Origin of the sequence: Psychrobacillus sp. BL-248-WT-3, from assembly GCF_012843435.1 — a bacterium.
GTDB lineage: Bacteria > Bacillota > Bacilli > Bacillales_A > Planococcaceae > Psychrobacillus.
Genome location: NZ_JABAFC010000032.1, coordinates 1 through 26,413 on the forward strand (window position 1 = coordinate 1; position 26,413 = coordinate 26,413).

26 protein-coding genes and 1 rRNA gene are annotated in these 26,413 nt (G+C 37.3%); 9 read left to right on the plus strand and 18 right to left on the minus strand.

What is annotated here, in order from left to right; translation table 11 throughout:
- Nucleotides 1-75: ribosomal RNA gene (locus HF876_RS14390) — 16S ribosomal RNA — on the minus strand; the annotation flags it as partial.
- A gap of 467 nt (nucleotides 76-542) precedes the next feature.
- Nucleotides 543-1,409, minus strand: a complete 867-nt coding sequence (locus tag HF876_RS14395; RefSeq protein ID WP_169360746.1) for a nucleotidyltransferase-like protein — start codon at nucleotides 1,407-1,409, stop codon at nucleotides 543-545.
- Between the two features lie 129 nt (nucleotides 1,410-1,538).
- Between HF876_RS14395 and HF876_RS14400 the strand changes: the two genes are divergently transcribed.
- Nucleotides 1,539-1,883 (plus strand): YgzB family protein, encoded by a 345-nt coding sequence (locus tag HF876_RS14400; protein ID WP_169360747.1) that lies wholly within the window; start codon nucleotides 1,539-1,541, stop codon nucleotides 1,881-1,883.
- 253 nt (nucleotides 1,884-2,136) lie between these two features.
- A complete protein-coding gene (locus tag HF876_RS14405) occupies nucleotides 2,137-3,822 on the plus strand; it encodes a methyl-accepting chemotaxis protein (protein ID WP_169360748.1) in 1,686 nt (561 codons plus the stop codon).
- Between the two features lie 38 nt (nucleotides 3,823-3,860).
- Here the strand turns inward: HF876_RS14405 and perR are convergent, their stop codons facing one another.
- The 3 genes from perR to bcp all read right to left on the minus strand — a co-directional run bounded on the left by perR (nucleotide 3,861) and on the right by bcp (nucleotide 5,847).
- Nucleotides 3,861-4,304: a peroxide-responsive transcriptional repressor PerR gene (perR, locus tag HF876_RS14410; RefSeq protein WP_169360749.1), complete on the minus strand. Its 444-nt coding sequence runs from the start codon at nucleotides 4,302-4,304 to the stop codon at nucleotides 3,861-3,863.
- A gap of 112 nt (nucleotides 4,305-4,416) precedes the next feature.
- Nucleotides 4,417-5,361 (minus strand): D-2-hydroxyacid dehydrogenase, encoded by a 945-nt coding sequence (locus tag HF876_RS14415; protein ID WP_169360750.1) that lies wholly within the window; start codon nucleotides 5,359-5,361, stop codon nucleotides 4,417-4,419.
- Nucleotides 5,362-5,364: 3 nt separating this feature from the next.
- A complete protein-coding gene (bcp, locus tag HF876_RS14420) occupies nucleotides 5,365-5,847 on the minus strand; it encodes a thioredoxin-dependent thiol peroxidase (RefSeq protein WP_169360751.1) in 483 nt (160 codons plus the stop codon).
- Between the two features lie 179 nt (nucleotides 5,848-6,026).
- Between bcp and HF876_RS14425 the strand changes: the two genes are divergently transcribed.
- Nucleotides 6,027-7,328, plus strand: a complete 1,302-nt coding sequence (locus HF876_RS14425) for a glutamate-1-semialdehyde 2,1-aminomutase (RefSeq protein WP_169360752.1) — start codon at nucleotides 6,027-6,029, stop codon at nucleotides 7,326-7,328.
- 24 nt (nucleotides 7,329-7,352) lie between these two features.
- Nucleotides 7,353-8,432, plus strand: coding sequence for an FUSC family protein (locus tag HF876_RS14430; protein WP_169360753.1), 1,080 nt, complete (start codon nucleotides 7,353-7,355; stop codon nucleotides 8,430-8,432).
- Between the two features lie 185 nt (nucleotides 8,433-8,617).
- On the opposite strand, the gene HF876_RS14435 is transcribed toward HF876_RS14430, so the two are convergent.
- From HF876_RS14435 to mutY, 10 genes are all read right to left on the minus strand, one after another.
- Nucleotides 8,618-9,511: an ABC transporter permease gene (locus tag HF876_RS14435; protein WP_240949784.1), complete on the minus strand. Its 894-nt coding sequence runs from the start codon at nucleotides 9,509-9,511 to the stop codon at nucleotides 8,618-8,620.
- Between the two features lie 23 nt (nucleotides 9,512-9,534).
- Nucleotides 9,535-10,539 carry an ABC transporter permease gene (locus HF876_RS14440; protein WP_169360755.1) on the minus strand — a complete coding sequence of 335 codons (1,005 nt, stop codon included), beginning with the start codon at nucleotides 10,537-10,539 and terminating at the stop codon, nucleotides 9,535-9,537.
- A gap of 88 nt (nucleotides 10,540-10,627) precedes the next feature.
- On the minus strand, nucleotides 10,628-12,235 hold the full coding sequence (locus HF876_RS14445) for an ABC transporter substrate-binding protein (protein WP_169360756.1): 1,608 nt from the start codon (nucleotides 12,233-12,235) through the stop codon (nucleotides 10,628-10,630).
- 24 nt (nucleotides 12,236-12,259) lie between these two features.
- Nucleotides 12,260-13,243: an ABC transporter ATP-binding protein gene (locus tag HF876_RS14450; RefSeq protein ID WP_169360757.1), complete on the minus strand. Its 984-nt coding sequence runs from the start codon at nucleotides 13,241-13,243 to the stop codon at nucleotides 12,260-12,262.
- Complete coding sequence (locus HF876_RS14455; protein WP_169360758.1) at nucleotides 13,218-14,237, minus strand: ABC transporter ATP-binding protein; 1,020 nt, start codon at nucleotides 14,235-14,237, stop codon at nucleotides 13,218-13,220. The genes HF876_RS14450 and HF876_RS14455 overlap by 26 nt, the downstream gene beginning before the upstream one ends.
- Before the next feature lie 190 nt (nucleotides 14,238-14,427).
- Nucleotides 14,428-16,179, minus strand: a complete 1,752-nt coding sequence (locus HF876_RS14460) for an ABC transporter ATP-binding protein (protein ID WP_169360759.1) — start codon at nucleotides 16,177-16,179, stop codon at nucleotides 14,428-14,430.
- Between the two features lie 58 nt (nucleotides 16,180-16,237).
- Nucleotides 16,238-16,777 carry a nucleoside tri-diphosphate phosphatase gene (ntdP, locus tag HF876_RS14465; RefSeq protein ID WP_169360760.1) on the minus strand — a complete coding sequence of 180 codons (540 nt, stop codon included), beginning with the start codon at nucleotides 16,775-16,777 and terminating at the stop codon, nucleotides 16,238-16,240.
- A 135-nt stretch (nucleotides 16,778-16,912) separates the two neighbouring features.
- Complete coding sequence (locus tag HF876_RS14470) at nucleotides 16,913-17,122, minus strand: gamma-type small acid-soluble spore protein (protein ID WP_169360761.1); 210 nt, start codon at nucleotides 17,120-17,122, stop codon at nucleotides 16,913-16,915.
- Between the two features lie 466 nt (nucleotides 17,123-17,588).
- Nucleotides 17,589-18,332 carry an enoyl-[acyl-carrier-protein] reductase FabL gene (fabL, locus tag HF876_RS14475; RefSeq protein ID WP_169360762.1) on the minus strand — a complete coding sequence of 248 codons (744 nt, stop codon included), beginning with the start codon at nucleotides 18,330-18,332 and terminating at the stop codon, nucleotides 17,589-17,591.
- Entirely contained in the window at nucleotides 18,329-19,399 is a 1,071-nt protein-coding gene (gene mutY, locus HF876_RS14480) for an A/G-specific adenine glycosylase (RefSeq protein ID WP_446740156.1), read from the minus strand. Before mutY ends, fabL begins: the two co-directional genes overlap by 4 nt.
- 127 nt (nucleotides 19,400-19,526) lie before the next feature.
- On the opposite strand from mutY, the gene HF876_RS14485 reads away from it, so the two are divergent.
- On the plus strand, nucleotides 19,527-20,507 hold the full coding sequence (locus HF876_RS14485) for a metal-dependent hydrolase (RefSeq protein ID WP_169360763.1): 981 nt from the start codon (nucleotides 19,527-19,529) through the stop codon (nucleotides 20,505-20,507).
- 32 nt (nucleotides 20,508-20,539) lie between these two features.
- Here the strand turns inward: HF876_RS14485 and HF876_RS14490 are convergent, their stop codons facing one another.
- Genes HF876_RS14490 through recX form a run of 3 tightly spaced genes read right to left on the minus strand, consistent with a single transcriptional unit; the run spans nucleotide 20,540 to nucleotide 21,930 of the window.
- Nucleotides 20,540-20,794: a YfhJ family protein gene (locus HF876_RS14490; RefSeq protein ID WP_169360764.1), complete on the minus strand. Its 255-nt coding sequence runs from the start codon at nucleotides 20,792-20,794 to the stop codon at nucleotides 20,540-20,542.
- A gap of 1 nt (nucleotide 20,795) precedes the next feature.
- Entirely contained in the window at nucleotides 20,796-21,125 is a 330-nt protein-coding gene (locus HF876_RS14495; protein WP_169360765.1) for a YfhH family protein, read from the minus strand.
- Nucleotides 21,115-21,930: a recombination regulator RecX gene (gene recX / locus HF876_RS14500; RefSeq protein WP_169360766.1), complete on the minus strand. Its 816-nt coding sequence runs from the start codon at nucleotides 21,928-21,930 to the stop codon at nucleotides 21,115-21,117. The genes HF876_RS14495 and recX overlap by 11 nt, the downstream gene beginning before the upstream one ends.
- A gap of 99 nt (nucleotides 21,931-22,029) precedes the next feature.
- Here recX and HF876_RS14505 point away from each other — a divergent pair, with 99 nt between their 5' ends.
- From HF876_RS14505 to HF876_RS14520, 4 genes are all read left to right on the plus strand, one after another.
- Nucleotides 22,030-22,929 (plus strand): TIGR01777 family oxidoreductase, encoded by a 900-nt coding sequence (locus tag HF876_RS14505; RefSeq protein WP_169360767.1) that lies wholly within the window; start codon nucleotides 22,030-22,032, stop codon nucleotides 22,927-22,929.
- Nucleotides 22,930-23,130: 201 nt separating this feature from the next.
- A complete protein-coding gene (locus tag HF876_RS14510) occupies nucleotides 23,131-23,940 on the plus strand; it encodes a polysaccharide deacetylase family protein (RefSeq protein WP_169360768.1) in 810 nt (269 codons plus the stop codon).
- A 124-nt stretch (nucleotides 23,941-24,064) separates the two neighbouring features.
- Entirely contained in the window at nucleotides 24,065-25,438 is a 1,374-nt protein-coding gene (gene rlmD / locus HF876_RS14515; protein ID WP_169360769.1) for a 23S rRNA (uracil(1939)-C(5))-methyltransferase RlmD, read from the plus strand.
- 133 nt (nucleotides 25,439-25,571) lie between these two features.
- On the plus strand, nucleotides 25,572-26,093 hold the full coding sequence (locus HF876_RS14520; RefSeq protein ID WP_169360770.1) for a YehS family protein: 522 nt from the start codon (nucleotides 25,572-25,574) through the stop codon (nucleotides 26,091-26,093).
- Nucleotides 26,094-26,413 lie beyond the last annotated feature (320 nt).

A 26,413-nucleotide genomic window follows, 5' to 3' on the forward strand; every position in this document is an offset into this window, starting at 1 on the left:
CATCATCCGCTCGACTTGCATGTATTAGGCACGCCGCCAGCGTTCGTCCTGAGCCAGGATCAAACTCTCCATAATAGTCGGCTTCCGATACACGTCGCATTGCGTCGTCAACTTCAGTCGTTCAATCGGTCACGTGCGTTAGTACGCTCCATCACTCACTCCTTCGTTTCCTAGCACTGCTCGTGTCTCGAAACCCTCTAAATAGAACTAGTTTAAAAGCTCATTTTGTTTCGCTGGCATCATCATTAAATGATGTCAAAAATTGTTTTGCGTCAATCAAGCCGAAACTTGTTGATGCTGTATGTCTTAACGTTTTGCATGTTCAGTTTTCAATGTTCATTTTTGCGTTGTCGTTTTTTGCGACTTCTCTAATTTATCACCATTCAACCGGCTAGTCAAGAAGTTTTTTAAAAAACATTTTTTATTAAGTTTCTGCTGTTTTTTAATTCGTTTTTGACGACGCTTATTATAATACCGCACAATTAATACATATGTCAACAAAAAACGAGTATTTTTTTAAAACGTTTTTTGTTGACTCATTTTCACCCTTTAACTTTGTAGTATCTATGCTCGATATGGCTACTTTTCGTCGGTTGTTTTTCGACTATAATTAACCCTTTGTCCACTAAGAATTCTATAAATACTTCTAGGTCTACAGAATAGTTTTTCAATTCCTCTTGTTCATGAATCTCTTGAATGGTCCAATACTCTTTAGTAGAAAGTACTTCTACTATATGACGTGCCCCATCCTTTGTTCTAGAATGAATTAGAAAATCGCTAGCTAAAAATAATAGTTCTAATCTCTTCTCTAATGTTTCTCGACTTGATACTAGCTCATCGTACAATTTATATATAGAAGGATCTAATTGCTTTACTTGCTTCCACACCATAACCTCTGGGTGCATTCCCTTTTCAATAATAGCTAATCTCGCTAAATGATGAAGTGAGTTTACAATATGAGTATAAGCATCTAGATAATTTAGTTGCTCAAAGAACACCTTTGCTTGCATATAACTTCTACTTAACTTAGCAAATTCAATTCCCATCCTTACGTTCCGACCATTTATCGGAAACTCTTGTAGTTCCCTTTTTAGGTTTTCTACATATTCATTTCTATCAAAAACAACTCGGCCGTTGATCATCCAATCTACTAGCTTAGGGTTGGCTCCAACTATAAACCATTTTCGTATTTGTTTTTCTGTAATTATATGCAGGGCAGCTTTTTTGTCGCTATACGTATAATGCTTTGTAAAAACAGGATTAGAGGAATCTTTTGTTATTATAAATAGTATAGAGTCAAAGGTATCCGTAATTGGACTGACCTCTTCTATTTTTTCTATCAATATGATGCCTAAAGTATTTGAATCACTTGCTCTTTCTTGATAAATAGGTCTTAACAATGCTTCCAATGTGAAAGCCTCCTTTTTAAACTTATGTATTATTCTTCGACAATTATTTGATATTTCCTCTTTAAACTTTTAGGACATTCCTTTATATAAAAATATGTTATAGTGTATGTACAATTAGGAGGTAAAAATATGAAACCCTATAAAAACAAAATAAATCGAATCCGTTCCTTTGCGCTTGGCTTAATTTTCTTTGGCTTTATCATTATGTACGGCGCTATATTTTTCAGAGAAAACCCAATCCTAGTAACTATTTTCATGACACTTGGGTTACTTTCTATTATAGGAAGTACAGTTGTTTATGGCTGGATAGGTTTACTATCTACTAGAGCCGTTCAAGTAGTCTGCCCCAATTGCGGAAAACATACGAAAGTTTTAGGTAGAGTAGATATGTGTATGTATTGTAAAGAACCACTTACATTAGATCCTACTCTTGAAGGCGAAGAATTTGATGTTAGCTACAATAGAAAGAAATAAATTTCTGCACTTTGCTTTTAGGCAAAGTGCTTTTTTATATTAACATAGTTCCTATAAAGTAAGATAACTTAAGGTTTAAATTCCCCATGTCAAGCTACTATGAGAGTAAATATCCTCTGAGCATACATAGCATTACGCAAATTATCCAAAAGGCAACTTCAATATTTTTTATCAAAAAAAGACAATAATATTTCATTTGACCTACAATCACACCTACTTTAGACTTAAGTTATAAAGAAGGGAGTGCAACAATATGTCTATCAGAAAGAAATTGAATTTTTCATTACTGTCTATTTTCTCTTTACTACTTATCTCAGTAGTAGTCACTCTTCTCCAATTGCTAACTATAGAGGATAAGTTTGATTACGCATTGGACAACCGTGTTCAGCAACAAATTTTATCAGATGAGATTCAAATAGAACTTGGTATGCAAGGTCTTTACTTAAGGAGTATGATTTTAAATAACACTGAGCAAACAAAAGAAGCACTAATTCTACACCAAGATTTGCTTGATGAGGCTATTCTAAAATTAGATAAGCTCGCCTCATCTGAAACTATGAAAACCTATTTAAGTGAGATTAATAAACATAATGATGCATTTAATGATGCTGCCGATGAAGTTTTGACCAATTTAAATTCCGGTAATAAGGATAGAGCATTGCAGGTGGTTAATAATGAAGCACATCTTGCAAATGAGGGTATATTAGCTGTAGCTCTCGAAATCAATGAATATCAAAAAGATCAATTAAAGATTATTACTGCTGAAACTAAGGAAATCGTTAAAAATACAATTCGAATAGGACTAGCTATACTGGTCGTAAGTATCTTGCTTACAATAGGTATTTCCTTATTTATAAAAAGATCTATTACTAACCGTCTAAAACACCTAGTAGTTGCAACTGAAATTATATCAAATGGTGACTTAACAGCATCTGATATTAACAATCAAGTAAAGGATGAAATAGGCGATGTAGCTAGGTCCTTTAATAAAATGAAAGCAAATCTAAAAGATCTAATTATTAGCTTACATGAAAATGCAAACCATTTGTCTAGTGTTTCCGAGGAACTTTCAGCTAGCACAGAAGAAGTTACCGCTGCATCTACCGATGTAGCAAAGCGAGTGGAAATGACATCTGAAGGTGCCCACATTGCATCTATATCAGCAAAAGATAGTGCTACTGCAATGGATGAAACTGCTGCAGGAGTTCAGCGTATTGCTGAAGCTACACAGGTTTTACAGAGCAATGCAACCAACACCTTAGAGTTTGCTAGCAAAGGTGAAGAAGTTTTAAAAACAGCAAAAGGACAAATGAATCAAATTTATAACTCCTCTAGCGAAACAAATCAGTTAATAAAAAAATTAAGTGTTAAGTCTATTGAAATTGAGAATATTACTAAGGTTATTACTGGGATTTCTGAACAAACAAACTTACTAGCCTTAAATGCAGCTATTGAAGCTGCTCGAGCAGGAGAACACGGGAAAGGATTTGCGGTAGTCGCCGATGAAGTAAGGAAGCTAGCGGAGGAATCCAAGTATTCAGCAAATCAGATAGTAGCCCTTATTACAGAAATTCAAAAGGACACAAGAAATGTTGAAGAGTCTGTTCTAATAGGTCTTCATAATACAGAAGAAGGTGTAAAGGTAATAAATGAAGCGAATATTTCTTTCCAATCAATTGCATCCTCAATTGAGCAAGTTTCCTATCAGATTGAAGATATTTCAGCAACCTCGGAGGAAATTGCTGCTAGCGCAGAAGAAGTAGCTGCATCTGTAGCTGAAATTGTAAATCAAACTATTGAAGCTTCTTCGCAAACTACAATGATTTCAGCGGCTGTCGAGGAACAGACAGCAACCATGCAGGAGATTAACAGTGTAGCACAGGACCTAACCCAAAAAGCAGTAGAATTAGAAGAATTAATTTATCAATTTAAAATTTAACCATAAGAAAAACCGAGCGAATAAACGCTCGGTTTTTCTTATTGGACTTTAGTTGCTTGTTCTTTACAGGTAGGACACGTACCGTAGATCTCCATTCGGTGAGAGCTAACATCATATCCGGTCAAGTGAGAGGCAAGATGCTCTACTTCATCTAATCCTGGATAATGGAAGTCAACTATTTTACCACAAGAGTTACAAATCATATGGTAGTGATCATTTGTGATAAAATCAAAACGGCTTGAATTATCACCATATGTTAATTCCTTTACTAGGCCAGCTTCTCTAAACACACGTAAGTTGTTATAGACTGTGGCAACGCTCATGCTAGGAAATTTACTTTCAAGCGCTTTATATATATCGTCCGCGGTGGGATGGGACATAGATTGAATAATAAATTCCAGAATCGCATGGCGTTGAGGCGTTATACGTACACCGGTTGATTTCAATGTATCTAAAGCGTCTCTTAAATGTACTTCCGTCATCGCTATGCACCTCTCTTTATAATCATTATTAAATGATAAGTTTATAATTATTATAAAGAGGAACTGTCCTTAATGTCAAATTTTTCGGCTATTAACATAGTATTATACATTTTTAGTATCCTCGTGTAGCATCTATTACATTCTCAATATCATTCTCTTGTTTTAGAAACGCCACTAAATTTCTAGAGAAAATTTCAAGCGCTCTCACTACGTATTGTGAGGAATGACTAGAAATGTGTGGGGAAACAATCACATTTGGCATACGCCAAAAAGGATGGTCACTTTCTAACGGTTCCTGCTCGAACACATCTAACACTGCGTAAGCAATGCATTTGTCTTCTAGTGCTTTTAATAGGTCCAGTTCTTTCACTAAATCTCCGCGTCCGTAATTCATAAAAATAGCACTCTCTTTCATAGACTGAAAATGCTTATATGTCAGCAGCCCTCTTGTTTCCTCCGTACTTGGCAGAATAGATACTACTATATCTGCTTGAGGTAGCACTTCTTTTAAAGACCCAAAAGATATCATCTCGTCCATGTAGGAAGCAGTATTTCCACTTCGATTACAACCGATTGTCCTAACCCCAAAGGCCTGCAATAATCTTCCCACTTCTCCACCTATTGCTCCTGGCCCTAATATTAAGGCAGTCGAGCCTAAAAGCTCCGAAGAAGGAACTCTTTTTGACCAATTTGCATTGCGTTGATTTTCTGCGACTACTGGCAACGATTTCTTTATAGAAAGTATATGAGCTAAAACGGATTCAGCCATCGGAGTTTTATGGATCCCTCTAACATTTGTGAGTAAAATATTGCGGTCTGCTATTTCCTTTAAAGGCATCTTTTCTAAGCCTGCAGAGGCAACCATAATCCACTTCAGCTCTTTTGCACTGTTTATATGGAAGGCTTTCAGGTCTTCTCCATATGTGACAACAATATCGGCAGTTTCTAACTTTTTTTCATTTAATCCCTTTTGAAAGATAAAAGCTATTTGTGGAAACTGATTGGTTAATCTTAACTGTTGCTCTTCCTTTGGTAAAAAAGAAAAAAGTACTTTCATCAATCATTCACCATCTTTGATTATGGATTTTAATGTATGTAACACTTCTTCTACATGATCTTTTACTTTAACTTTTCTCCATTCCTTCACAACAGTTCCGGTTGGATCTATTAAAAAGGTTGTTCGTTCGATACCCATATATTCTTTTCCGAAGTTTTTCTTCAATTTCCAAACACCGTAAGCCTCAGAAATTTCATGAGTATCATCTATTAATAATGAAAACGGAAGTCCATGCTTCTCTATAAACTTAGTGTGCGCCTTCTCATCATCTGCACTTACTCCCAGAATAACTGCATTTAAATCCGAAAAATCAGCATTTGCGTCTCTGAATTCACAAGCCTCTGTAGTACACCCAGGTGTAGAGTCTTTAGGGTAAAAGTACAGAACAACATACTGTTTTCCAGCAAAGTCATCCAGCGATATAATTTCACCCTTTTCATTTTTTAATGAAAACTTTGGGGCAACCATTCCTTCTAATTTTTCCATCAATATCCCTCCTCGATTAATTAGTTATATCGTAACTAACTTTATAAGTATGTTCAATTTCTTTAGCCTTTTTCCTCTTTTTTGTCTAAAATATAAAAATACCCAACTATTACTAGAAGTTTTAGGATAGACAAGTTATAATTTTCATCTTACATACATTTATAATGGAGGTAATACATTTGAAACATACACAATCTGAACAAATTCAAGTACAAGCATTAGAACATATAGTTGGCGGGGTAAATAGTCCTTCACGTTCCTATAAAGCCGTTGGTGGCGGAGCACCCGTTGTCATGGAAAGAGCGGAAGGTGCATACTTCTATGATGTGGACGGCAATAAATATATCGATTACCTAGCAGCTTATGGCCCTATCATTACCGGTCATGCCCACCCGCACATAACTGAAGCTATTACAAAAGCAGCACAAACGGGTCTATTATATGGTACCCCTACAAAGCATGAAGTGGTTTTTGCTAAAATGCTAAAAGATGCAATCCCTTCTATGGATAAGGTTCGCTTTGTGAATTCAGGGACGGAAGCAGTGATGACTACTATACGTGTAGCTCGTGCATATACCGGAAGAACAAAGGTAATGAAGTTTGCTGGCTGTTATCACGGGCACTCTGATTTAGTGTTAGTAGCTGCAGGTTCAGGTCCTGCTACTCTTGGAACTCCAGATTCTGCAGGCGTGCCACAATCTATCGCAAAAGAGGTTATCACGATTCCGTTCAATGATCCTCAAGCCTACAAGGATGCGATGGAAAAATGGGGAGAAGAACTAGCATGTATATTAGTTGAACCAATCGTAGGAAACTTTGGAATGGTGGAGCCTAATGAAGGGTTTTTATCTTTAGTTCATGAAATCGCTAAAGCTAAAGGAGCTCTTGTGATTTATGATGAGGTAATTACTGCGTTCCGATTCCACTATGGAGCGGCATCTACTTTACTTGGTCACACACCAGACTTAACCGCATTAGGAAAAATTATTGGTGGAGGTCTTCCAATCGGTGCATATGGTGGCAAAAAAGAAATTATGGAGCAGGTGGCACCACTTGGACCTGCCTATCAGGCTGGAACGATGGCAGGTAATCCGGCGTCCATGCAAGCAGGCATCGCTTGTTTAGAAGTACTTCAAGCTCCTGGTTTATACGAAGAACTAGATAGACTAGGTGCACTGTTAGAGGCAGGAATTTTGGATGCTGCTAAGGAAAATAATATTACGATTACAATCAATCGCATAAAAGGTGCACTTTCTGTTTATTTTACCGATGTTAAAGTAGAAAACTACGAGCAAGCAGAGGCTAGTGATGGTGAAATGTTCGCTAAATTCTTTAAGCTTATGCTTGAACAAGGCATTAACTTGGCTCCTTCTAAGTATGAAGCTTGGTTTATTACTACCGCCCATACAGAACATGATATAGTAGAGACAATTAAAGCGGTCAATTATGCTTTTGCCCAATTAAATAATTCAATGAAATAACCGTTAACGAAGGGATAGGATGGAATGAAATTAGGAGCACGTATTTTTAAGACTGGAGTCGCTATAGTATTTGCCTTATTTATAGCTGAATTACTTCAGCTTCCTAATCCTGTCTTTGCAGGAATAGCCGCTATTTTTGCACTTCAACCATCTATCTATAGGTCTTACTTAACCGTAATTGAACAAATACAGTCTAATCTAATTGGAGCAGCCATCGCCGTCTTGTTTGCATTAGTATTTGGAAACCATATTATTGCCGTTGGATTCGCAGCAATTGTGGCTATTTCTATCATGCTAAAGTTTAAATTAGAAAAAACGGTTTCCTTAGCATTAGTAACTGTAATAGCTATTATGGAGATTCAAAGCGACGAGTTTTTAACCTTTGCATTAATTCGTTTTTGCACGATTCTTGTTGGAGTGATTTCGGCCTTTATCGTAAATCTTGTATTTATCCCACCAAAGTTTGAGACAAAGCTTTTTAACTCCATCCATTATACACAGGACGAAATAATTAGATGGATTCGGATTGCTTCTAGAAATGCTGGTGACCATCAATCTACCAAACAAGCTATTACGCAGCTGAAGGATAGATTAGAACGTATTGACCAAATATACTCCTTTTTTAAAGAGGAAAGAGTTTATACCAAAAAGGCTACCCATTCAAAGGGCAGAAAAGCCGTCGTTTACCGAGAGCTTATCGAAATCTCCCATAATAGCCTAGAAGTATTGAATAGATTACACCTTCATGAAAATGAACTAAATGATCTTCCTGAGCATTTTAGAATGATGATCACGGAAAGACTTGATCTGCTTTTAACTTACCATGAACAGCTCCACCTCAAGTTTATTGGTAAGCTAAAAACAGACCATACAGAGCTGCATGGTCCCGACGCATTTATCCAAAGGCAAGAGGTTATGAATATTTTTGTTCAGCAGATTGCGATAACACAAATAGATGAGGAATTTTCTACCTACCACCTTCTCCATCTACTATCCTCTATATTAAAGTATGAGGAACAGCTGGAGCATGTGGATAGACTGATTACCTCGTATCAGAACTTCCATAGTAATGAATTAACCGTTCAAATTGAAGAAACATACTAAATCGATTAAGACTCACAGAAAAAATGAAACCCTGAACATTTACATAATGTGAATGCTCAGGGTTTCATTCATTAAAAGGCTCTATTTCAGATTTCTCTTTCTTTAGGTATACTCGCCATGTTCGTCAAAAAAAGTGAAATCGCCTAAACGATTTCACTTTTTATTTTTGGAGCTTTGTTTCTATCTTAATTTTTCATCCGAGGATCCAGTGCATCTCGAAGCCCATCGCCCATCAGGTTAAAGCCTAAAACTGTCAGCATGATTGCAAGCCCAGGGAAAATCATTGTCCACGGAGCAGTTCTTAGGTGATTTCGAGCATCCGCCAGCATTTTACCCCATTCTGGAGTTGGAGCCTGGGCCCCTAATCCAAGAAATCCTAATGCAGCAGCTTCTATAATAGCCGATGCTATGGCCAATGTGCCTGCTACGATTACAGGTGCCATAGAGTTAGGTAAGATGTGCGAAAAAAGGATACGAACATCCTTCATACCAATTGCCTTGGCGGAGGTTATGTATTCCTCTTCTTTTATACTTAACACTTTTGATCTTATCAAACGTCCAAAGTTAGGGATGTTGATAATTGCTATCGCAATTAAAGCATTTTGCAGAGATGGTCCTAGCACAGACACGACTGCAATTGCTAATAGAATACTTGGAAAAGCAAGAAGAATATCAAATAGGCGAGATATGATCATATCAACCCATTTTCCATAATAGCCTGCTATAATCCCCAATATACTCCCTACAATGACAGAACCAATTACAGAGAAAAAACCTACCCATAAAGAAATTCTTGCCCCATGGACAATTCGTGAAAAAATATCTCTACCAAAATCATCTGTGCCAAACCAATATTGGCTAGACGGCGGTAGGAGTCGTTTGTCTGAAATGGATTGTTCATCAATGCCCTGCGGGACCAGAAAAGGCCCTATCAACGCTACTACTATAAAGAACAATACGATAAAAGTGCCAATAAGCGCCACTTTGTTTTTACGGAAACCTCTCCACGCTTCTTTCCAAGGACCAGCTGATATGTCCTTTTCGGTAGCCAATAAATTATCCGGTGCTTTTGGAACCATTTGGGTCATCATCATCTCTCCTTTTAGTCATACTTGATGCGTGGATCAATTAATCCGTATAAAATATCAACCAATAAATTAATCATAACGAATATAAAAGCAACTACTAATATTCCAGATTGTATAACGGGGTAGTCACGATACTGAATAGCATCATAAATGTATCGACCAATTCCTGGCCATCCAAAGATAGTTTCAGTTAAAATAGCGCCTCCTAAAAGTAATCCCATTTGAAGCCCCACTACTGTTAAAACTGGGATGATAGCATTTTTCAATGAATGCTTGTATACTACCCAAAACATTTTTTGTCCTTTAGCTCTTGCTGTTCGTACATAATCTGCTCTCATAACTTCAAGCATACTAGATCTTGTCATACGAGCGATAATGGCCATTGGAATTGTTGCCAAAGCAATGCTAGGTAATATTAAATGTTTAAGCACGTCACCAAGCTGATCAAAACGACCATTCATAATCGTATCAATCACATATAAGTTTGTTACTGCCGAAACTGGATCTCTTGCATCGTCTCTTCCACCTGGTGGAAGCCACTGTAATTCTACAGAAAAAATCCATTGCTCCATAAGCCCTAACCAAAAGATTGGCATGGACACCCCTATCAAAGCTATTACCATCGCTAAGTAATCAAACCATGAGTTTTGAAACCATGCAGATATAATTCCTGCATTCACTCCTATTACAACAGCTATTAGGATTGCGAAGAAAGCTAGCTCAAACGTAGCAGCAAGGTATGGCCAAATTTCGGTAGCCACTGGCTGAACAGTTCGCATCGACTCCCCAAGATCTCCTTGAAGTAATCCAAATAAGTAATCAAAATATTGCACGTACCAGGGATTATCTAAGCCTAGGCTTGCTCTTAGTGACTCAATTGCTTCCTTAGAAGCTAATTGTCCTAAAATAACCTGTGCTGGATCACCAGGAATTGCACGTATAATCATAAAAACTAAAAAAGTCATACCAAGCAATACCGGTATAAGCTGTAGCAGCCTCTTTCCAATATAGTGAAGCATGTTTCTTCACCCTCTTTATTCTAAAATATGAAATTACCTTATCTTTAAAAGAGGAGGGAATCCATAAAGACCCCCTCCACTCTATTCCTTACTTAAAGTCAACGTTCCCTAGTTTGTCTGAACCTGTTGGATGTGGTGTAAATCCAGTCAATTCTGCTTTACCAGCTAATAATGGTGTTGAGTGAGCAAGTGGTACCCATGGTGCATCTTCAAATATTATTTCTTGTGCTTGTTTGTATAGCTCAATACGTTTGTTTTCATCTACTTCTGATTGTGCTTCGATAAGAATCTCATGTAATGGGTCGCTACTATAGTACGTATAGTTATTGCTTCCAATATTATCTTGGTCTAGTAAAACATAAAGGAAGTTATCTGCGTCTCCATTATCACCAGTCCATCCAAGTAAGAAAGCATCTGCTTCTCCTAAACGAGCTTTTTCTAAGTAAGTAGCCCACTCATAAGAAACGATTTTAGCATTGATGCCTACTTTTTCTAAATTATTTTTAATCGCTTCTGCAACTTTAGCTCCATCTGGCATATATGGTCTTGGAACTGGCATTGCCCATAGTTCCATTTCAAAACCATCTGCAAACCCTGCTTCTGCTAAAAGTTCTTTTGCCTTTTCTGGATTATATTCATATCCAGCAATATCATCATTGTATCCACTAATAGATGACGGAATCGGGTTTTTAGCTACCTCTGCTCCACCTTCAAAGAAAGCATCTACAATTGCTTGCTTATCGATTGCATAGTTCATTGCTTGACGTACCTTTACATTGTCAAACGGTGGTCTTGTAGTCGTCAGTCCTAAGTAACCAACATTCATAGAAGGACGCTCATACAATTGAAGAGCAGAGTCACCTTCTATTGTAGAACGATCGGATGGGTTTACACCATCAGCTAAGTCGATCGTTCCAGATAGTAGTTCATTAAGACGACCTGCATTATCTGGTACTGCTTTGAATACAACTTTATCAAGCTTAGGCATACCATCAATCCAGTAATCTTCATATTTTTCGATTGTAATAGTAGCATTACGTTTCCACTCTACGAATTTGAATGGACCAGTTCCTACTGGATTGTCACCGAATGCTTTTTCATCTTTTTCAAATGCTGTTGGACTAGCAATACCAAATGGACTCATTGCAATATTTTTTAAGAATGGTGCTTGAGGGCGTTTAAGCTTAAACACTACCTTGTTGTCACCATCAGCTGTAACAGATTCAATTACATGGCCTTCGTCACCAGCATAACCGCCGAACATAGAACCGTAGTAATAGAATTTTTCCTCTGATCCGTTAGCCCAGCGTTCAAAGTTTTTCACGACTGCCTCAGCATTAAAGTCAGTTCCATCATGGAATTTAATTCCTTCTTCTAAAGTAAATGTATACGTTAATCCATCTTCAGATGTTTCCCACTCTTTAGCAAGTCCTGGCTGAATAGTTGTATCTTCCTCGCCAAAGTTTAATAGTGTTTCGAAAAGGTTTTGTGTTACCTTGAAAGATTCACCATCTGTAACTGTAGCCGGATCTAGAGACACGGAGTCTCCTCCACGACCAAATACCAATGTTTTATTCTCTGATGATGACGATTCTCCTTTTTTATCCCCATCAGATTCATCACTTGAACATGCAACAATTGTAAATACCGCAAGTATCATTAAAAACATAAATGACAATAATTTCTTTTTTCTCACATGGACCCCTCCAAATTTATATTATCAATGCTGTACTGCCTCGTTATATAGATGGCAGGCAACAAAATGACTGTTCTTAACTTCCTCAAGCTTCGGTTTAACGGTTGTACATACATCCATTTTAAAAGGACAACGTGTATGGAATGTACAACCTGTAGGCGGGTTAGAAGGGCTTGGGATATCTCCCTCTAATATTATTTGTTCCCTTTGAAATTGTGGATCAGGTACTGGTACAGCAGAAAGAAGTGCTTTTGTATAGGGATGGAGCGGCTCCGCGTACAAACTTTCACTAGGTGCAAGCTCGACCATCCTGCCTAAGTACATAACTCCAACCCGGTCGCTGATGTGGCGTACTACCCCTAGGTCATGAGCGATAAATATATAGGTTAGTTTCAATTCTTTTTGCAAATCCTGCATCAGATTTAAAACTTGAGCTTGAATAGATACATCAAGCGCTGAAACTGGCTCGTCTGCTATAATCAGCTTTGGATTAGTCATAAGAGCTCTCGCAATACCAATACGCTGTCTTTGCCCTCCGCTGAACTGATGAGGATATCGTTTTGCATGATAACTGCTCAATCCTACAATCTCCAAAAATTCATGAACTTTTTGTTTGCGAGTTTTTGGATCTCCAATATTATGAACAATCAGTGGCTCCATTAAAATTTTCTCAACCGTGTGCCGAGGATTTAATGATGCATAAGGATCCTGAAACACCATTTGGATATCTCTTCTCACCTTACGCATAGCAGAGTCAGAGATTGATGTTAATTCTTTCCCTTCAAAGGTCACTTTACCTTCTGTAGGTTCTAGTAATCTCATAAGCATTCTTCCGGTAGTAGATTTACCACAGCCGGATTCTCCAACTATCCCTAGAGTTTCTCCTTCATTTACAAAGAAGGATATATCATCTACAGCTTTAACGTAGCCGACTTTTTTGGACAAAACACCAGAACGGATTGGAAAGTACTTTTTAAGCCCGTCAACTTTTAACAGTGGCTCTGTCATAATCTGTTACCTCCTTCGGATCATATAAGAAACATCTTGTTTTATGTCCCTCCGATGTTTCATACAGAGGAGGATTTTCCTGAGTACAGCGTTCGAACGCAAATTCACATCTAGCTGCAAACCGACAGCCCGTCGTTATAGTTCCAGGCTTCGGCACATTACCTGGTATAGAATATAATCGTTGCTTTTTATATCTCATATCAGGAACTGATGCTAGCAGTCCTTTTGTATAGGGGTGCTGTGGATCTTTAAAGATTGTTTCCACTAGTCCCTCTTCTACTACTTTACCTGCATACATAACCACTACTCGTTCGCATGTCTCTGCTACTACTCCAAGATCATGAGTGATTAACAGCACTGCTGTGTTTAACCTTTTATTCAAATCTCTCATTAACTTTAAAATTTGAGCTTGAATGGTTACATCCAATGCCGTCGTTGGCTCATCAGCTATCAATACTTCTGGGTCACATACAAGGGCCATCGCAATCATGACTCTCTGACGCATCCCTCCAGAGAGCTGGTGTGGGTAATCCTTCATAAGTGCCTCTGCTCTCGGAAGTCCAACAAGCTTTAGCATCTCAATCGCTCTATCCTTAGCCTGCTTCTTGCTCCAATCCTTTTTATGTAGGGTTATTGCTTCTATCAGCTGATTACCAATTGTAAATAATGGATTTAAAGAGGTCATTGGCTCCTGAAAGATCATTGCAATCTCATTTCCTCTTATTTTCCGCATCTCTTTTTCCGAGAAGGTTGTTAAATCCTTACCTTTAAAAAGGATTTCTCCATTGGTGATTTTTCCCGGTGGACTAGGAACTAGCCCCATGATAGATAGAGAGGTAACACTTTTACCACAGCCAGATTCGCCAACGATGCCTAAAATTTCCCCTTCTCTAACATGGAAATCTACATAATCGACAGATGGAATGACACCGTCATCTGTAAAAAAGGAAGTTTGAAGCCCTTTTACTTCTAGCACTTTTTTTCCTTGTTCCATGATAATTCTCCTTTTTTACGAGATTATTTAAAATTTTCTTTATATTTGTTCATATTGATATTTTACACATACATACTTTTTATGCAATACTTTTTATATTTTTTGAAACATTTGTCATATTTCAACTTTTTGTAAAATAGGTAAATAAAAACACCCAATAAGAACAGAATCGCCTTATAGGGTGTGTGTGTTAGTCCACAGTATCTAGTTGTTGTATTTGAAATAAATTATAATATACACCTTTACTCTTCATGAGTTCAGAATGAGAACCTTCTTCTGCTAGCTCTCCATTTTCTATTACACATATTTTATCTGCATGCGTTATAGTGGAAAGTCTATGCGCTACAATAATCGTTGTCCGATTTTGAGCTAAACGCTCCAAGGAATCTTGGATTAATGATTCGCTTTCTAAATCTAATGCTGAAGTAGCCTCATCTAGAACTAATATTGTAGGATTTTTCAAAAATACACGTGCTATTGCTACACGTTGCTTTTGACCTCCAGAGAGCTTAACTCCTCGCTCCCCAACCTTTGTTTCATATCCTTCAGGTAGCTCCATAATGAAATCGTGTGCATTAGCTGCTTTTGCAGCCTCTATTACTTCTTCATCACTAGCTCCTGGTTTACCCATTAAAATATTCGATTTGACTGAGTCACTAAACAAAATATTATCTTGAAGCACAATTCCTATTTGTTGTCTCAGTGATTCAATCGTTACATCGCGAACATCTTTGCCGTCAATTTTCACACTGCCATCAGATACATCATAGAAGCGGGGAATCAAACTAATGATGGTGGATTTCCCTCCACCACTCATACCTACAAAAGCAACTGTTTCTCCACTATTGACTTGGAGATTTATATTGTTAAGGATTGTTTGTCCACCTTTTTCATATTGGAAGGAGACATTTGAAAAGGTAACTTCCCCAAAAGTATTTCCTAAATTTTTCGCTCCAGGCTTATCAATAATATCGTATTTTTCATCCATCAGCTCAAATACTCTGTCCATCGACGCGAAAGATTGCGTTAATGTCGTGGATGAATTAACTAATCTTCTTAAAGGGCTATATAATCGCTCTATGTAGGCGATGAAAGCAGCCATTGTCCCAACAGATAGTCTTCCATGAATTGCTTCATATCCTGCGTAGGCAATAACTAACAGTGGTGCTATATCGGTAATTGTATTAACGACCGCAAACGCTTTTGCATTCCATATCGTTTGGTCCACGGCCTTATCCAGAAATTCTCCATTCGTCTCATTGAACAGCTTTTGTTCATGCTTTTCGAGCGTAAAGGTTTTAATAATACTCATGCCTTGTACACGTTCATGAAGATAGCTTTGTACTCTAGCTAATGCTTGCGATCTCTTTCTAGTTAAGTCTCGAAGCTTTCCGAAAAAGTACTTTACACTGAATGCGTAAAATGGGAACGCGATTAAAGTTACAAGTGTAAGTTTTACATTCATCGTAAGCATTATTCCAATAGCTATAAGAATTGTAGCTAAGTCGAGCCAAACATTCATCAAGCCAATCATGACAAAATTTTTCGTTTGCTCTACGTCATTGATGACTCGAGAAATGACCTCTCCAGCTCGCGTGTTTGAATAATACTTTAAGCTTAGCTTTTGAAGATGTATGTATAGCTTTTGACGGATATCATACAAAATTTTATTACTGACTAATTGTGCTAAATATTGTCGATAATACTCAATTGGCGGTCGAACGATTAGAAACACTAATGCGGTTCCACCTAACCAATAAACAAGTTGTTGAATTTTTTCATCTGTTGCCATATCCCCACCGATAATATCATCTACGACAATTTTAATCAGAATGGGTATAAACAATGGAATTGCGAATTTAATAACCCCTATAATAATCGTTAAAAAGATTTGCCAATTATAAGGTTTTACGAATTCCATATATCTTTTCATGGTGCTCATAAAACTACTTCCTTTCTTAAAACGGAAGAACCTGTTGCAAATTCAACAGGTTCTCCTACTACTCGTTCAGCTGTTTATAAAAATGATAACGACTTGTCCAAGCCTCGATAAAGTCCGGGGCAAATGGACCTCTTCTTTGTTTAATCCAAGAAATAAGTTTTTCTATATTTCGATCAAGAATAGAATCCATTTCATTTGGATAATTCATTTCCCTTTTGTGCTGTTCGTATTCATCTTCATCCAAAATTGTGTAGGTCATGTCTGGGAAAACCTTCACATCTAGATCATAATCAATATATTTCAGAATTTTATTGTTATAGACAAATGGCGAACTAATATTAATGTAATAATACACACCGTCTTCTCTTAGCATACAAATAATGTTAAACCAATGTTCAGCGTGAAAGTAACAGATTGACGGTTCTCTAGTAATCCAGGTTCTTCCATCTGATTCAATTACAAGAGTTCGTTCGTTCGCTCCTATTACAATATTCTTGGTCCCCTTTAAAACCATCGTTTCCTGCCAGACACGGTGGATACGGCCATTATGCTTGTAGCTGTGAATTTGAATAATTTCTCCTTCTGTTGGAATCGCCATGATTTAGCCACCTTTTCATCAAGCGCAAAATTGAATATTATACTTATTTTCATATTATAGCAATCCATAGGAAAAAACTGTAGTAAAAAAATCAGCGAGAGCAAAATGCTCTCGCTGATTTTTGGTGAATCCATGTTATTTTGATGGGTTATAAGAACTTTTTGAAAACTTCCCGCTTGCTTGTTGTTTTTTCATTTCAGCTTGACGGTTTTGCTCTTTAACTTGTCGAATTACAGTTTCTGAAGCAAATTCTTGACTTCTGTTTGATGATTGACTGTTATTCTTTTTCATGGATTTCACCTCCGTACAAAATATATCTTGTGCACTTTCGGAGATAATATTCATAAAAAATAAATTTGTGTGTTTTGGTTAATTTGAAATCATTTATTGAAGCACAGACAAGGAAAATTTGGGGCATGTTAAAGAATAGGGTTGATATATGCTACCAAATCTCTAAGTCAGAATGTAGAATTGATTTCCACGCCAGCCGGACGCTTTCCGTGGGGTGAGCGTTAAGCCATCACCCATCGCTTACGCGCGTGGTTGTGATGTCTTAACTGTCTCACTCATCCCACAGGAGTCGCCGTCTGTCGCTCCAATCAATAAATGTGAACATATTTATTTCATACATAAATTTCTATTTATGAAATTAACTCATAAAGAATGATAATGAAAATTAAACAAATACGGCAACCTCGATATTATTTGGGATTGCCGTATTTTTATTTAGTTTAATTTTTTATTAATTAATGTCAAACATTCATCTTTAACATTGTATTGCTCTTTAAAAAGAAATTATTATTTATGAAAACTACATTTTAATCGAACGGCCGCCATCTACAATGATAGTTTGTCCTCGGATCATGCTGGCATCATCTGAAAGCAGGAACATAGCTGTTTTTACCATATCCTCAATTTCAACCATTCGTCCTGCCGGAGTATTTACACGCGCATCCTCTAATAATTGTTCTCTATTTGGGAAATGCTTTAAAGCATCAGTATCTAATGCTCCACCAGAAACAGTATTAACGGCAATCCCTTTTTCTGCTAGCTCTACCGCCAAATATCTTGTAATGGATTCAATAGCAGCTTTAGAAACTCCTACTGTCGTATAGTTTTCCAAATATCGAATAGACCCTAATGAACTGATGCCTAATATCTTCCCGCCACTCGGCATTAGCTTTGCCGCTTCCTGTGCTCCAAAAAGCATTGCTTTTGCGTTAATGTTCATCGTCCAGTCCCAATGAGACTCCTCGAGCTCCATGATTGGTCGAAGAACACCGGATGCAGCATTACTCACGAAAATATCTAAACGACCGAACTCCTCTTTTATCGTTTGAAACATTGCCCGAAGCTTTTCTACATCACCAACATTTGCACGAACAAGTAAAGCTTTTTGTCCTAATGCCTCTATTTCTGAAACCGTTTCTAATGCAGCCGTTTTACTGCGAGCATAGTTCACTACAATATCATAACCACTTTTTGCAAGCTCAATGGCAATTGCTTTTCCTAGTCCTCTGCTACTGCCTGTTACTAATGCTACTGGATTTGTCATGTGATGTTCTTCCTTTCCTTCCACGCATTCCATATTTTTAATACTGGAATAGGCATAGGTTGATTGTTCACTTCTTCTATAGAATACCACTGGCTATTCAAGGATAATTTTTTTTCATTTATAAGCTTTGCTTCAAAACTTTCAACTTCCCATACTAGATGTGAAAAAACATGCTTAAAAGAAAGTAATTCATTTCCTTTTTGAATTTCTATTCCATAGTCCAACTCCACTACCTCTTCAACAGTGTGAGTCGCTGTTGGAAGCTCAACCATTGGAAATTGCCACATATTAGCAAGTAAACCTTTAGAAGGTCGCTTCTCTAAAAGAATCTTACCGTCATCTCGTTGGATCACTATTGCCTTCATTTTATGTAATTTTGTCTTTTTGTTAATTGTTTTAACCGGAAGCTCTTCTTGAACTCCTTCATAAAATGCTGAACAAAATTCTCTTACTGGACAAAGTAAACATTTCGGCTTTTTTGGAGTGCATATAATAGCACCAAGTTCCATTAAACCTTGGTTAAAGGCAGAGGGATTTTCCTCATACATCAAGCTCATCACGGCATCTTCAAATATCTTTTTCGTCTTTGGTTTAGCAATATCCTCTTTTATCAGTAAAATCCGAGATAATACTCTCATAACATTCCCGTCTACAGCATGCTCTGGAACACCATAAGCAATACTTAGCACCGCTCCAGCCGTATATGGTCCAACGCCTCTTAGCTTAGATATTTCCTTTCGGTTGTTCGGTATGATGCTATCGTATTGTTCTACAACTTCTTTTACTCCAGCTTGGAGATTGCGTGCTCTAGAATAATAGCCCAGACCTTCCCACTCTTTTAGCAATTCTCCCTCATTAGCTTCTGCAAGAGATTCAAGCGAGGGATATTTAGAGACAAATCTCTCATAATAAGGGATAACTGTATCAACTTTTGTTTGCTGTAACATTACTTCGGAAACCCAAATTTTATAGGGATCCGTGGTTTTTCTCCACGGTAAATCACGTTTTTCTTCTAAAAACCAGGAAACTAATGCCTCGCTCATTTGCTTATTGTATAATTCGTTCACAGTTAGAATCCTTTCTGGCGATTATTGTATGCGATAATAGGGTATAACACTAATAATTGCTTTGTTAATTTATATACTTTATCTTATGATTAAGATAACTTGTTTCCTTAAAAGGAGCTGGTCACACATGGATACAGGCACACATATAGTCATGGGTATTGCACTTGGTGGTTTGGCAATGGCAGATCCTGTCGTTACAAGTAGTTCTTTGACTACTACTGCTGTTATTGCAGGTACTATCATTGGTTCTCAAGCCCCTGATATAGATACTGTTCTAAAATTAAAAAATAATGCCATATACATACGTCATCATCGTGGTATAACTCATTCTATTCCAGCCGTTTTACTATGGCCGTTACTTATATCTGGAGTATTGTGGCTAATTATTCCAGAGGTGAACTGGCTTCATCTTTGGCTTTGGACATTTTTAGCAGTATTTCTTCATGTTTTCGTGGATATATTTAATTCCTATGGTACCCAGGCATTACGACCCTTTTCTAAGAAATGGGTTGCACTAGGTGTCATTAATACATTTGATCCGATTATCTTTGGCTTTCATGTATTAGGATTATTACTATGGATGTTTGGCTTTAACCCAGTACCTACATTCCTAACCATGTACGCTATTATCGCCATTTATTATATACTACGCTTTGCAGTCCAAAGTGCGGTTAAAAATAGCGTGAGAAAAACAATTCCGGATACCACAGAAATTATTGTGGCTCCAACTATTAAGTTTTTTCAATGGAGGATTGCCGCAAGCTCCGAGACGCATCATTACGTTGGCCGAGCATACGGGCGTTCCATAACGATATACGACAAGTTTGAACGAGAGGAAATTCCAGACTCTCCTTTAGTAAAAGCTGCCTTAAAGGATACAAATCTAAGTGCCTTTACTTCGTTCTCCCCTATTTACAGATGGGAAATAACTCAATTCGATCATATCCATGAGGTTCGGTTAATCGATCTGCGTTACAGAAGTAATGATTACTATCCTTTTGTAGCAGTTGTACATTTGGATGAAGACCTTAATATCATCAACTCTTACACTGGTTGGATTTTCAGCGAAGATAAGCTAAGAAAAAAATTAGACTTTTTACCACATTAAACAGAGACGCTAGGAATTTAAATTCCTAGCGTTTAGTCTGTTTCCAATAAATGCTTGTACTTTTCGTTAGTACCCGCAAACTCGTGTAGTTGTTCACCATATCCATCTATCCACTTTTTAATAACCATCTCTGTTACTGCAGCACCTTTATATTCATAGCCTGCACGTGCATAGGATGATTCGAAGTCAGACCAAAGTAATTCAATCCATGCTCTTGCCTTTTCAAAGGAAAGCTTGTCGTTTTTTTCAAGTAATAACTCTGTTAATTCATTTATTTTAGTTTCCATATTATTTTCCCTCCTCTAACGGCTGTAGTATAGAAATTGGTAATGCTTCCTCGTACTTGTCTCCACCTAAACGGTAGCCCCAAGCAAATTTTCCCTTTAAGTATTCGACTTGAAAAAACATCCCAGGATCACCGCTAATTCTATACATTTCACCAGGTTTTATAGAATTTACATCTGTTAGAAATGACTGAGCCATCATTGCTTTTCGTTCATATACTGCATACTCATTAACAATGCCTAGTTGCTCAGCCTTTCTTGCTTTTTCCTTTAGGTTAGCAATTTCAGTTCTAAGCTCTTGCTCCGTCATCTGACTATATTTTTTATTGCTCATTTTGTAATTCCAGCTCCTTATTTTCTATATACATATCTATGTGCTCTGACGGGAAACCTTTTATATAAAGGGCCTGTTTCACACGATTTTTCAGATCATAGCCGCTATATTTTGCAGAATACTTTCTCCAAATCTTTTCTCCTTGTGCAGCAATTATTTCAAGCCATTCGTCTTCCTTTTTCTCTAAATCAAAAGATTCGATTGCCTGAGAAATGATGCCAAAGTTATACCCTTTTCTTTGAAGATTCTCCTGGACCTTTTGTTTAATTTGGCGTGGAGTCTTATTTTGGTTTTGATTGATAATTTTTTCTGTAAGTGTTTTAGCAATAGAAACTTGTTCTTCCTCCGAGTAAGCGGCAAGTACTTCCTCTTGAAGCTCTTTTTCTATTCCCTTCTTTTTGAGCTCCTGTCTAATTGCAGCAGGGCCTTTTTTACTGCTATTTTTTTGAGTTTCTACTAAAGCCTTCGTAAAGCTAGCATCATTCAAAAATCCATGCTCATATAGCTTTCGAATTGCCTCTAAAATGACCGCTTCTCCAAACTCACTTTGTAGTAATTTTTGCTTTACCTCATGCTCACTTCTCATCCGAAAGCTCAAATAATTAATCGCCTTATTATATGCTTTTCTTACTTCATCATCAAAAACAATTTCATCTAAGGTAAAGGCCTCTATTACCTTACCCTTTGTAAGCTGATATTTTATCAGTACTGCCTCATCCACACTAAAGGCATACTTTTCATCTAAATATAAATTATACCGTTCATTATTTTTTTTTTGACGTCCTATTTTTGTAATAACCGGCATTTTGTTAATCTCTCCATTCGCTTTCCTTAATTATAGCGTAAAAATTAATATGTGATAAATGATTGAACTGGTATTATTGTGTTAAGGAGGCTGATTTCGATGAGAGTAGCAATTACTGGTGGAACTGGTTTTGTAGGTAGGGCTTTGACTGAGCTACTGCAGCAAAAGGGACATGAGGCTATTATTTTATCACGGTCGAGCTCGCACTCAGCAAACAATGTTACTTATATTAACTGGCTTACAAATAATTCTAAACCTGAGGTATATTTAGAAGGTATTGATGCAATAGTAAATCTTGCTGGAGAATCTATAAACAACGGTAGATGGACAGAAAAGCAAAAAGCAAAAATTTATGATAGTAGGATGGAAGCTACTGATGAAGTCATACGTATTATCCAAGTATTAAAGAAAAAACCCGAAGTTTTGATCAATGCAAGTGCTATTGGAATTTATCCAGCTTCCAATACAGAAGTTTATAATGAACAATCAACACAACAGGGTCATGATATTCTAGCCAAAACAGTTGCAGATTGGGAGCAAAAGGCATTAACTGCAGAGCAGCTTGGAGTCCGCGTAGCTTTAGGTCGATTTGGGATTATATTAGATAGAAAAGAAGGAGCACTTCCCTTAATGGCATTACCTTATAAAATGTTTGTAGGTGGTCCAATTGGAAAGGGAGATAATTGGATGTCATGGGTTCATATCCAAGATGTTGCTAGTTCCCTGTTTTACGCTATTGAAAATAATATTCAAGGACCTTTTAATATAGTTGCACCAGATCCTCGAAGGATGGATGAATTTAGTAAAACATTGGCTAAAGTATTAAATAAACCTCATTACTTCCCAGTACCTGCATTTGCTTTGAGGCTAGTGCTTGGTGAAAAAAGTCAGCTTGTCTTAGAAGGGCAAAAAGTAGTTCCAGACGTATTAATAGCTAATGGCTTTTCCTTTAAATACCCAGAACTTACGAGCGCATTGACTAATATATATAGTCAGTAATCGAGCCAATTTCCACAGACGATGGCTTATTGCTCACCCTATCCTTTAATATAACCTTTTCTAAAAGGGAATTATGATATTGCTTCATATAGTAAAACTAACCAACGAGCAAAAATGAATAAATATCAAACCCAAGTGCAATCTACTTTTAAGTTGATTGCATTTTTTTATGCAAATATATATTAAAAAGGAGCAAAAATCATGTGGAAGCATCATGTAATAGGAATTATTATAGCAGCCTTTATTATAAGCCTCGGCTTTTCCTATGAGCCATTTACCGCGGAAGCAAAAGAAATTCACTGGGGTTTTAAAAAAGCCAGAGATGAGGTACCACCAGAGGCCGGAGCAGAGCTGGATGCATTATTAGAAAAGCATGGAGCCATTTATAAAGGGCCAGCTAACAAAAAGGTTATTTACCTGACATTTGATAATGGCTATGAAAACGGCTATACGGAAAGCATTTTAGATACATTAAAGAAAGAGAACATTAGCGCCACCTTCTTTTTAACTGGTCATTACCTCGAAAGTGCCACACCACTAGTAAAACGGATGATTGAAGACGGACATCAAATAGGTAACCATTCCTATGGACATCCAAACCTAGCTAAGCTGTCAAAGGATGAAATAAAAAAGGAATTACAAAAATTTGATAACCGACTAAAAGAGCTCACTTCTTTAGAAAGAACAACTGTCACGAGACCACCGGAAGGAATCTTTGATGAAGATGTGCTAGCAGCTGCAAACGAAATTGGTCACCAGCATTTTTTCTGGTCTGTTGCTTTTATCGACTGGCATAGGGATCAAAAAAAGGGTGGACAATATGCTTATAATGAGCTTATTACACAAATCCATCCTGGCGCTATTATTCTTATGCACACGGTTTCACCTGACAATGCTGAGGGTCTTCCGGCATTTATCAAAGAAGCGAAAAAACGCGGATATTCCTTTGGAAAGATCAATGACCTCAATATATCCAAATTGGATATACCTGAGTATTCTCTTCCACAGTAATTTCCTTTATAATAGATATAATGTAACTAAGGTGCCAGTTTTTTAACTGGCACCTTTTGCTTGCAACCAACCCCATAAAAAAGTTATACTGTTTTATTGGTTGATAAAGGACGTGAAGGAAATAATGAAAGAACAAACAGCAATACAGGTGGGACAACAATTTCCACTTACTATAAAAAGACTTGGTATTAATGGAGAAGGAGTTGGCTTCTTTAAACGAAATGTAGTTTTCGTTAAGGGAGCACTTCCTGGAGAGGTAGTAACTGCTGAAGTAACTACTGTAAATCCAAAGTATGCGGAAGCAACGATAAAAAAAATTCGTCAAGCTTCTCCAGACAGAGTAAAACCACCATGCCCTGTTTATGAGGCATGTGGAGGTTGCCAGCTTCAACATATGACCTATGAACGAGAGCTTATTGAAAAAAGAGACATAGTCATTCAAGCCCTTGAGCGTTATGTGAGAGACCTTGCTCCGTCAATTGAGGTAAAACCTACACTTGGAATGGAAAATCCTTGGCTGTATCGAAACAAAAGCCAATTCCAAACAAGACAGCTTGGTAATGATGTAATTGCTGGTTTATATGCAGAAGGATCTAACAAGTTAATTGATATTAATGAATGTATGGTTCAACATCCTGCTACCACTAAGATTACAAATGAAATTAAAGCCTACTTAAAAGAGCTTAAAATACCTATATATGACGAGAAAAATCCTCAAGGTATTGTTCGTACTATTGTTGTGAGAACTGGGATGAAAACTGGACAAATTCAAGTAACATTAGTTACAACACAAAAGAAAATGCCCAACAAAGAAGACCTTGTACAAATGATTCGTAAAATCGATTCTAATATCGTATCCATTAGCCAAAATATTAATCCTGGAAAAACATCGTTAGTATTCGGTGACACAACTTTTAATTTATTTGGTAAAGAAATTATTCATGAGAAGCTTGGAGAATTAGCTTTTGACCTATCGGCTCGCGCCTTCTTCCAGCTAAATCCGGAACAAACTGAGCATTTATATGATGAAATTGAAAAGGCAGCCGAATTAACTGGTAAGGAAACTGTCGTTGATGCTTATTGTGGTGTCGGGACAATCGGACTTTGGTTAGCTAAAAATGCTAAAGAGGTTCGTGGTATGGATATTATCGAAGAGTCCATTAAGGACGCTAAGAAAAATGCGAAACGCAACGGCTTTGATAACACAAAGTATGTTCATGGCACTGCAAAGAAATGGTTGAAGCAATGGCAGAGTGAAGGCTTTGTACCTGACGTGCTAACAGTAGATCCTCCTAGAACTGGTTTAGACGAGGAACTACTAAAAACAGTATTAGAGATAAAACCAAAACGCTTTGTTTATACTTCCTGTAACCCTTCAACTCTTGCAAAGGATCTGCAGGAGCTAACGAAGCTTTATGATGTTCAATATATGCAGCCCGTGGACATGTTCCCTCAAACAGCCCATATTGAAGTAGTTACACTACTTACACTTAAATAATTGCACATTATGTAAGAAGGATCCGAGAATCTGAATGATTTTCGGATTTTCTTCTAATCGTTTATCCCTTTACCGGGAAGGCTATTACATAACTGAGGATGTATTTTGATATTGCTAGGAGGATTCATATAAAATGGAAAATAACGACATATTAATACGTTTGCGATACGCTTTAGATATCAAGAACAAAGAAATGGTAGAAATCTTTAAGCTTGGTGGTATAGAAATTTCAAAAGAAGATGTGTTGAAGCTTTTAACTAAATCCAAGGATCACTTTGATAATGAATATGAAGATGATATTGAGGATGATGACAATCAAATCAAGTGCAACAATAAAACGTTAGAAGCCTTTTTAAATGGTCTTATTACTTTTAAAAGAGGACCCCAGGAGCCAAAGCCAGGACAACCAGTGGCCCCTCCCTCTACATCTGGTAGTACAGAAAGTGTTAATAACATGCTTCTAAAAAAAGTAAAGATTGCACTTACTTTAACAAGTGAGGACATGATTGATATCTTGGAGGAAGCTAGAGTGGCTATCACGAAAAGCGAACTAAGTGCCATCCTACGCAAGGAAGGCCACCGTAACTATAAAGAATGTGGCGATAAATTTGCCCGGAATTTCTTAAAGGGATTAGCTATTAAATATAGAGGTTAACTATTGGGGTACGGACAACACTCTCCGAAAAGAAACAGCCTCGAACATTTTACGACCTGGTAAAGTTTTCGGAGCTTCTATTCCAGTGATCTGTAATTGTTTTCGAGTTGCAGGGGGCGAAGCTTCAATCTCCTCGGCTTGCTCCTGCTTAGGCTTTTACGCTCACGCTATTCCTGCAGTAGTCTCCACCTCCTCTTCAAACAACTAAAGTAGAAAGTTTATGGACTTGCTCTATAAATGAAAACGTGAAATCGGAAATATTCGATTTCACGTTTTTTAAATTGTGAGACTAGTTATGTCTCTCACTTCTCAAAAGAATA

Coding starts and splice junctions, on each gene's coding strand:
- HF876_RS14400 (WP_169360747.1), top strand. CDS start 1,539: ATGAAACCCTATAAAAACAAAATAAATCGAATCCGTTCCTTTGCGCTT.
- HF876_RS14405 (WP_169360748.1), top strand. CDS start 2,137: ATGTCTATCAGAAAGAAATTGAATTTTTCATTACTGTCTATTTTCTCT.
- perR (WP_169360749.1), bottom strand. CDS start 4,304: ATGACGGAAGTACATTTAAGAGACGCTTTAGATACATTGAAATCAACC.
- HF876_RS14415 (WP_169360750.1), bottom strand. CDS start 5,361: ATGAAAGTACTTTTTTCTTTTTTACCAAAGGAAGAGCAACAGTTAAGA.
- bcp (WP_169360751.1), bottom strand. CDS start 5,847: ATGGAAAAATTAGAAGGAATGGTTGCCCCAAAGTTTTCATTAAAAAAT.
- HF876_RS14430 (WP_169360753.1), top strand. CDS start 7,353: ATGAAATTAGGAGCACGTATTTTTAAGACTGGAGTCGCTATAGTATTT.
- HF876_RS14435 (WP_240949784.1), bottom strand. CDS start 9,511: ATGGTTCCAAAAGCACCGGATAATTTATTGGCTACCGAAAAGGACATA.
- HF876_RS14440 (WP_169360755.1), bottom strand. CDS start 10,539: ATGCTTCACTATATTGGAAAGAGGCTGCTACAGCTTATACCGGTATTG.
- HF876_RS14450 (WP_169360757.1), bottom strand. CDS start 13,243: ATGACAGAGCCACTGTTAAAAGTTGACGGGCTTAAAAAGTACTTTCCA.
- HF876_RS14455 (WP_169360758.1), bottom strand. CDS start 14,237: ATGGAACAAGGAAAAAAAGTGCTAGAAGTAAAAGGGCTTCAAACTTCC.
- HF876_RS14460 (WP_169360759.1), bottom strand. CDS start 16,179: ATGAGCACCATGAAAAGATATATGGAATTCGTAAAACCTTATAATTGG.
- ntdP (WP_169360760.1), bottom strand. CDS start 16,777: ATGGCGATTCCAACAGAAGGAGAAATTATTCAAATTCACAGCTACAAG.
- HF876_RS14470 (WP_169360761.1), bottom strand. CDS start 17,122: ATGAATATTATCTCCGAAAGTGCACAAGATATATTTTGTACGGAGGTG.
- fabL (WP_169360762.1), bottom strand. CDS start 18,332: ATGACAAATCCAGTAGCATTAGTAACAGGCAGTAGCAGAGGACTAGGA.
- HF876_RS14485 (WP_169360763.1), top strand. CDS start 19,527: ATGGATACAGGCACACATATAGTCATGGGTATTGCACTTGGTGGTTTG.
- HF876_RS14490 (WP_169360764.1), bottom strand. CDS start 20,794: ATGGAAACTAAAATAAATGAATTAACAGAGTTATTACTTGAAAAAAAC.
- HF876_RS14495 (WP_169360765.1), bottom strand. CDS start 21,125: ATGAGCAATAAAAAATATAGTCAGATGACGGAGCAAGAGCTTAGAACT.
- recX (WP_169360766.1), bottom strand. CDS start 21,930: ATGCCGGTTATTACAAAAATAGGACGTCAAAAAAAAAATAATGAACGG.
- HF876_RS14505 (WP_169360767.1), top strand. CDS start 22,030: ATGAGAGTAGCAATTACTGGTGGAACTGGTTTTGTAGGTAGGGCTTTG.
- HF876_RS14510 (WP_169360768.1), top strand. CDS start 23,131: ATGTGGAAGCATCATGTAATAGGAATTATTATAGCAGCCTTTATTATA.
- rlmD (WP_169360769.1), top strand. CDS start 24,065: ATGAAAGAACAAACAGCAATACAGGTGGGACAACAATTTCCACTTACT.
- HF876_RS14520 (WP_169360770.1), top strand. CDS start 25,572: ATGGAAAATAACGACATATTAATACGTTTGCGATACGCTTTAGATATC.